This window comes from Okeania sp. SIO2C9 (assembly GCF_010672455.1).
In the GTDB taxonomy this organism is placed as follows: Bacteria; Cyanobacteriota; Cyanobacteriia; order Cyanobacteriales; family Microcoleaceae; genus Okeania.
On sequence record NZ_JAAHGO010000161.1, the window covers coordinates 1 to 6,338 of the forward strand.

Below are 6,338 nucleotides of genomic sequence, written 5' to 3' on the forward strand. Positions count from 1 at the left end.
CAACCTAATTTTACCCCCGGTTCTTCCATATATTCTGTCATTTTTGCTTGAAGAGTTTTCAGATTATCTGAAGGTGACATTAATTCCACCACAAAATCCGGGCAAATCGGAGCAAACTTTTCTTTTTGTTCTTGAGATAAACTATTCCATCTTTCTAATTTTATCCAAGAAGCATCAGGAGATTTTTTAGCCCCTGTAGAAAGAGTAAATCCAGTACTGGAATCAAAAGCAATACCCGTACCATCTTGTTCTGCCCAAAAATATAATTTTGCTGCTATACCAAGGTTACGATTTCCTGTTTCAGAACCAGTAGGAGACATAATTAATAACTCTCCAAATTTATTAGTTTCTATCCGTAAATCTCGGTTAATTTGACAGAATTCAAAAAATTGTTCCTCTGTCATTTTCCAATCTGAGGGTATTTTTAAAACTATCATTTCCGAAAGCATAATTTATTTCCTCTTATTCTCAAATTTTATGCATACTTAACACAAACTCAGCAAATATTAGTCGAACGCTAACTTATCGGAATTTTCTAAATATTTAGTTGATATCTTTAGAGTATCAAGATAAAATTTTATCTGTATGTAAATCCATTTTTTTTAATTAAATTAAAATGAAAAAATCATTATTACTAAAAATTGTTCCAGGAGCAATCTTAGTAAGTTTGTTAATAATTTTAGTCTCCTCCAACACTGATAGTCAAACCATTCGTAGTGTCTATTCCTTCAACTCTTATTTTGAGTCATTTCAAAATGAGATTATCAATATCGGTCTCAAAAAACTTGGTTATAAAATGAAAACAAAAAAGGATGGATTTAGTAGAGACAATTATATTGCTATTGCTAATGGAGACTTTGATTATACTACCACATACAATACAAATCCATGGTCTAAACAAGCTTTTGAAGAAGCTAATAGTAAAGAAAAGTTAGAAATAGTTGGAACTTTGATTCCTAATTTTATTAGGGGATATCAAATTGACAAAAAAACTGCCGATAAATATAAAATTACCAACTTTCAATAATTACAAGAGGAAAAAATAGCTAAACTTTTTGACTCAGATGGAAATGATAAAGCTAATATAGCTCATTGTAATGCTCCTTGTGAGGATATAAGAAAACAACTTCAAGCTTACGGACTTGAAAATACAGTAGAATATGACACTAACAGATTGGGTATGTTTCAACAATTAATAATGAATAATGAATAATGAATAATTACCTCTCCTTGAAAAGAAGAGGATTGACAAATTCATGAAAATTTTTTTTTATTATCCCCTTAAAAGGGGAGGCGCATACCCACAATTTTTCGGTAATATGAGGTTATTTGTGGAATCCAGACCTTGTTACGAAAAAACTATTACTCGTTACCAGGAAGGAAAACCAATTCTTTACTATGCCTCTCAATCCGAATGGATATTTACTGCCTTAAAACAAGGACAAGATGTAGTTTGGTTAGAAGTTCCTTTTACCTTAGATAATCTAACTAAAAAAGATACATTGGTAGATGGAAAAAATCTTGGTTTTCCTATAGTTCAACAACGTATTGTTGCTAACAAAAAATTCCTAGAAGCTAATCCAGTTGCTAAAAAGTGGCTGGAGTTAGTTCAAATTCCTCTGGCAGATTTGAATGCCGAAGAATTACGTCTCAAAGAAGCTGTAGACAGGTTAGAAAATAATGTTTCTGCTTTGACTCGCTATCGATTAGAAAAAATTTATTCCTTTTTAGATCGTAAGTTAGGAAATAGTCATCGCCAAGCAAAAAAATGGGTGAAAAATAATCAGCAACAATTTGATAGATGGTTAAAAGAGGCAAAACAAATGGAAGGTACTACTCCTAATAAAGGCTGAAAAATTGGATTTCCCTATCAAATAATTGAATCATCAAACATGAATTTTACTCATAAAAATTATCAGCATTCAACCCTCAATTATTAGCTATGAGCTATTAATTCATTGCCTTGAGAAAAAAATTGGTATTAAGAGATTGAGGGATAAGTAAAAAAGCAAATCTAAACTTTAAACAATCTATATTGAATTAAGGATTAAGAATCTAACTCAAACTCTTAATCCTCAATTCAATTATAAATTTACTTGTTAGGTTGAGGGGTCATCCGCAAATATGACTTAACTTCTGTGTAACCTTTAGGGAATTTTTGTTTTAATTCTTCAGGGTCTTTTAAAGAAGGAACTATCACACAATCATCACCATCTTTCCAATTTACAGGAGTAGCAACTTGATAATTATCTGTTAGTTGCAAAGAATCAATTACTCTGAGAATTTCCTCAAAATTACGACCTGTACTAGCAGGATAAGTAATAGAAAGACGGAGTTTCTTTTGGGGGTCAATAATAAAAACAGTACGAATTGTTAGATTATTTAAAGAATTAGGATGAATCATATCGTACAAATCAGAAACCTTTTTATCCACATCTGCCAGAATAGGATAATTAACCGTTGTACTTTGGGTTTCATTAATATCTCCAATCCAACCCTTATGAGATTCTGCATCATCCACACTTAGGGCTAAAACCTTAGCACCTCTTTTGTCAAATTCTGGTTTGAGTTTGGCAACTGTACCTAGCTCTGTTGTACAAACAGGTGTGTAATCAGCAGGGTGGGAAAATAGCACTACCCAACTATCCCCAGCCCAGTCATAAAAGTTGATTTCCCCTTCAGAAGAATTTTGGGTAAAGTTGGGTACCGTGTCACCTAATCTAAGGGCCATAGCTTAACTTCCTATATTGTTTATAGTGAACAATTCTCTATATTTTCATCCTATAATCATTTAAGCTTTTAACTTTATATAATCTTAAAAATTAGATTAAATTTAAAGTTATGTCATATGTTATGAATTAGTAACCATTGTGATGAATTATTAACCATGTTTCAATTTATTTATTTTGTAATTCATGCCATACAACCATTTTTGGTTCCTCTGTGTTTTGTCTTTGCTTGGGGATTGATAATTTTAACGGTCTGGAGTATAATTGGTTCCCTACTTGATTCAGTGCGTAGAGCGAAACAGATGCACGAAATTCCCTGTGCTAACTGTCTATTTTTTACTGGAGATTATCATCTCAAATGTCCTGTACAACCTAAAGTTGCTCTTTCAGAAAAAGCAATTAATTGTATTGACTATAAACCTAAATCTGTGAGTTGGTACGACCGGATTAATTCCCAATAAAGGATAAAAAAAAATATGTTTAATTTTCTATAGCAGGGAACAGGGAACAGTTGGAAAAACATTTCCTAGTCTAAGATTCACCATCCGCATAAGTCAAACACCAATTCTTTCTTAGCTATATCTTTTAGTTGAGATAGCTCAAGAAAGTAGAGGAGTTAGGCAATAGTTAGAAATAGTTTTGATGCTTGCTGCTTTTTGATTTGAGGTGTATAAACTTAATTCCAAAAAAAATCAACAGCTTATTCCTGCCCAATATCCACTAATACTTTTAATATTCCCTTCTTCTGAGCATGAGCAAAAGCATCAATCCCTGCTTCTAGAGGATAATGAGCTTGAATTAATGGCTTGACATTAACCTTCTGTTGTGATATAAGTTCCAATGCTGGTTTAAAAGGTCCGCAACGAGAACCAACTAAAGTAATTTCATCCACCACCAACGATGAAATATCCAAACTCAGATTCCCAGCATAAGTACTTTTGAGGACCAAAATACCACAAGGTCGAAGAGCACGACGAGCGATCGCAAATCCTTCTGGGTTGCCAGTACATTCCACTGCCACATCAAAAGCTCCTGTAGTAACCGCATCAGCAAACCCAGTTTTAATTCCCCGCTCCTCTAAATTTGCCAGTTTTTCCCGATGACGACCAATAACCAATAACTGACAATCAGTCAAAGCTAAAGTTTGTGCCACCAACTGTCCAAGTTTGCCATCCCCCACGACTAAAACTTTATCTACTGGGCAAATTTGTATTTGTTGTTGAATTTCCAATGCTGCTGCTACTGGTTCGGTAAATGTAGCTTCATCGGTTGAGACATTTTCAGGTACCGGATGGAGATTTTTTACTGGCAAGGTAAGATATTCGGCAAAAGCTCCATTGCGGTTAACTATTCCCAAGACTGTCCGATTTTCACAGTGGGTAGGTTGGTTGCTTAAGCAAAAGCGACAATAACCACAAGCAGCATTAATTTCTCCTACCACTCGTCGATTGAGTAAATTTTCGGGTCCTTGTTCGACCACACCGACAAATTCATGGCCTAAGATTCCTTTGTAAGGGTAGTAACCTCTGAGAAGTTCCAGGTCTGTATTGCAAATACCGGCACGCAAGACGCGGACAAGTGCTTCTCCTGCTGGGGGTTCGGGTGTAGGGAGGTCGCTGCGGAGTTGGAGTTGTTGATTTTCTAGCCAGATTCCTTTCATTATTTCTATTTTTTGAGTAGGTTTAGTTAATTTGATTTTAGGCCATAAAAAAGTAGGTGGGATAAATCTAGTGTTATTCCTGCCAGTCGTAAATTTTGTTATATTTGCTTACTTTTGGTTAACCTAAATTTTTTTGTGCCTTCTTAACTTAAGAGTTAATACCAATTTGATCAATGTTTGCTACAAATAGTTATACTTTTTATCGGAGTCAGGAGTCATAATAAATAACTTAAATATCATTTATTAGTCTGAATATCCCTTTTTAATTAACTAGCTATCAGCTTTTAGCATTTCCGCACCGGAATGCTCCGCAAACAGCTCTCAGCTTTTTTAGCTTCCACGACAACCCCAAGCGCCAGATGATTTAGGAGGGGTCGCCTATCCCCTTCTCCCACGTTAAACAAAATGATCCTACTGAGTGCTGATTGCTGAGTGCTGACCGCTTCTTTAAAGAGACATTTGAAGGATAATCTTTTAAGTCCCGTTATTATTCATAACATTCTTCTTTCAAATTCCTATAAGACGTTATAGTTTTGATTAAATATGATTATATAGTTAGCAAAGACCCATTTTAGATTCGATTTTCTCTGTAAAGTATTCCTTTTTACAAATGAAGTTATATAGTTTAAATGCTCAAATGCTTATGTTTGCGTAAGTCCTGGGGTAGAAAAATTATTTTGTCAATAAATATTGACTGATTGGTTTAGATTTGTTAGATTGAATTTAAGGTAAAGAAACAGTCCGGTTTCATGGCTTGCAGTCCCAATAGGCAATTCGATCCGGAAGTCGCTTTAACAAAGGCGATAAAAATTTTTTGGGCACACGACTACAAAGGAAACTAAATTTTTTTTATCCTAATTTATACCGATCGTTCAAAGTTTTGCATTAAATTCACAAATTGGAGGTATTTCCATGGCACGTTTAGCAAATAAGACTGCAGTTATTACTGGTGGAACAACAGGAATTGGCTTTGAATCTGCAAAAGTATTTATTGCCGAAGGAGCACAGGTAATGATCACAGGTCGTAACGAAGCACGTCTTGCTGAAGCCGTTGAAGCTCTTGGTCCCAAAGCAATTGGGCTTAAGGCCAATGCACAATCGCTCACCGATATAGACCTCCTGACGACTAAAGTAGAACAGAAATTTGGACAGCTTGATATTCTATTTGCTAATGCAGGAGTGGCAAAACGAGCAGTATTTCGAGAAATAACAGAGGCTCAATTTGATGAAGAAATCGCAATCAATCTCAAGGGATTGTTCTTTACCGTACAAAAGTTAGAGCCTCTGATGAAAAATGGTAGCAGTATAATTCTTAACACCACGACCTTAGCCCAAACTGCTATACCAGGAGAAATGATTTATTCCGCATCGAAAGCAGCAGTAAGGTCTCTAGCACGCTCCTTAAGTATGGAATTGCTCGACCGTCAAATCCGGGTTAATGCAGTTGCGCCTGGACCAATTGATACTCCAATTTGGGCAAAAATGGAGCTACCACCAGAGATAGCAGAGAAAGTCTTACAACGAACTCCTATTGGACGTTTTGGTAAACCAGAGGAAGTTGCTAAAGTTGTATTATTCCTAGCAAGTGATGACTCTTCCTATATCCTGGGCGAGGAAATCTTAGTCGATGGTGGTTGGGCTAATTTATAGAACCCATTTGGTATCTATCAGGACTTACGCAAATTGACTTTTAAAGCACCATTTGTAGGGGCGAATAGCATTTGCGGAACGCAAAGCTCCGAATGGCGCCCTCGCTATATGTAGAGTCTCTGCGTAAGTCCTGATCTATTTAAAAATAGAGGGGGGGATGGGGAGATGGGGGGATGGGGAGATGGGGAGATGGGGAGATGGGGAGATGGGGAGATGGGGAGATGGGGAGATGGGGAGATGGGGAGATGGGGAGATGGGGAGATGGGGAGATGGGGAGATGGGGAGATGGGGAGATGGGG

General features: G+C 36.1%; 7 protein-coding genes. 4 read left to right on the forward strand and 3 right to left on the reverse strand.

Features of this window, described 5'->3' with window-relative positions:
• The coding region (locus F6K23_RS39605; protein ID WP_293166557.1) for a Uma2 family endonuclease at nucleotides 1–449 on the reverse strand (449 nt) is incomplete at its 3' end.
• A 167-nt stretch (nucleotides 450–616) separates the two neighbouring features.
• Here F6K23_RS39605 and F6K23_RS39610 point away from each other — a divergent pair.
• Together F6K23_RS39610 and F6K23_RS39615 are read left to right on the forward strand one after the other, a co-directional pair.
• The gene (locus tag F6K23_RS39610; protein ID WP_293166559.1) at nucleotides 617–1,027 is read left to right on the forward strand and encodes a glycine betaine ABC transporter substrate-binding protein; all 411 of its coding nucleotides are present in this window, start codon (nucleotides 617–619) and stop codon (nucleotides 1,025–1,027) included.
• 304 nt (nucleotides 1,028–1,331) lie between these two features.
• Nucleotides 1,332–1,853, forward strand: a complete 522-nt coding sequence (locus F6K23_RS39615) for a glycine betaine ABC transporter substrate-binding protein (protein WP_293166561.1) — start codon at nucleotides 1,332–1,334, stop codon at nucleotides 1,851–1,853.
• 239 nt (nucleotides 1,854–2,092) lie between these two features.
• Here F6K23_RS39615 and F6K23_RS39620 read toward each other — a convergent pair whose 3' ends face one another.
• The gene (locus F6K23_RS39620) at nucleotides 2,093–2,731 is read right to left on the reverse strand and encodes a peroxiredoxin (protein ID WP_293166563.1); all 639 of its coding nucleotides are present in this window, start codon (nucleotides 2,729–2,731) and stop codon (nucleotides 2,093–2,095) included.
• A 156-nt stretch (nucleotides 2,732–2,887) separates the two neighbouring features.
• Here F6K23_RS39620 and F6K23_RS39625 point away from each other — a divergent pair, with 156 nt between their 5' ends.
• Nucleotides 2,888–3,190 carry a hypothetical protein gene (locus tag F6K23_RS39625; protein WP_293166565.1) on the forward strand — a complete coding sequence of 101 codons (303 nt, stop codon included), beginning with the start codon at nucleotides 2,888–2,890 and terminating at the stop codon, nucleotides 3,188–3,190.
• A gap of 239 nt (nucleotides 3,191–3,429) precedes the next feature.
• On the opposite strand, the gene F6K23_RS39630 is transcribed toward F6K23_RS39625, so the two are convergent.
• On the reverse strand, nucleotides 3,430–4,389 hold the full coding sequence (locus F6K23_RS39630; protein WP_293166567.1) for an alcohol dehydrogenase catalytic domain-containing protein: 960 nt from the start codon (nucleotides 4,387–4,389) through the stop codon (nucleotides 3,430–3,432).
• A 912-nt stretch (nucleotides 4,390–5,301) separates the two neighbouring features.
• Here F6K23_RS39630 and F6K23_RS39635 point away from each other — a divergent pair.
• Nucleotides 5,302–6,039, forward strand: coding sequence for an SDR family oxidoreductase (locus F6K23_RS39635; RefSeq protein ID WP_293166569.1), 738 nt, complete (start codon nucleotides 5,302–5,304; stop codon nucleotides 6,037–6,039).
• Nucleotides 6,040–6,338: the final 299 nt, after the last annotated feature.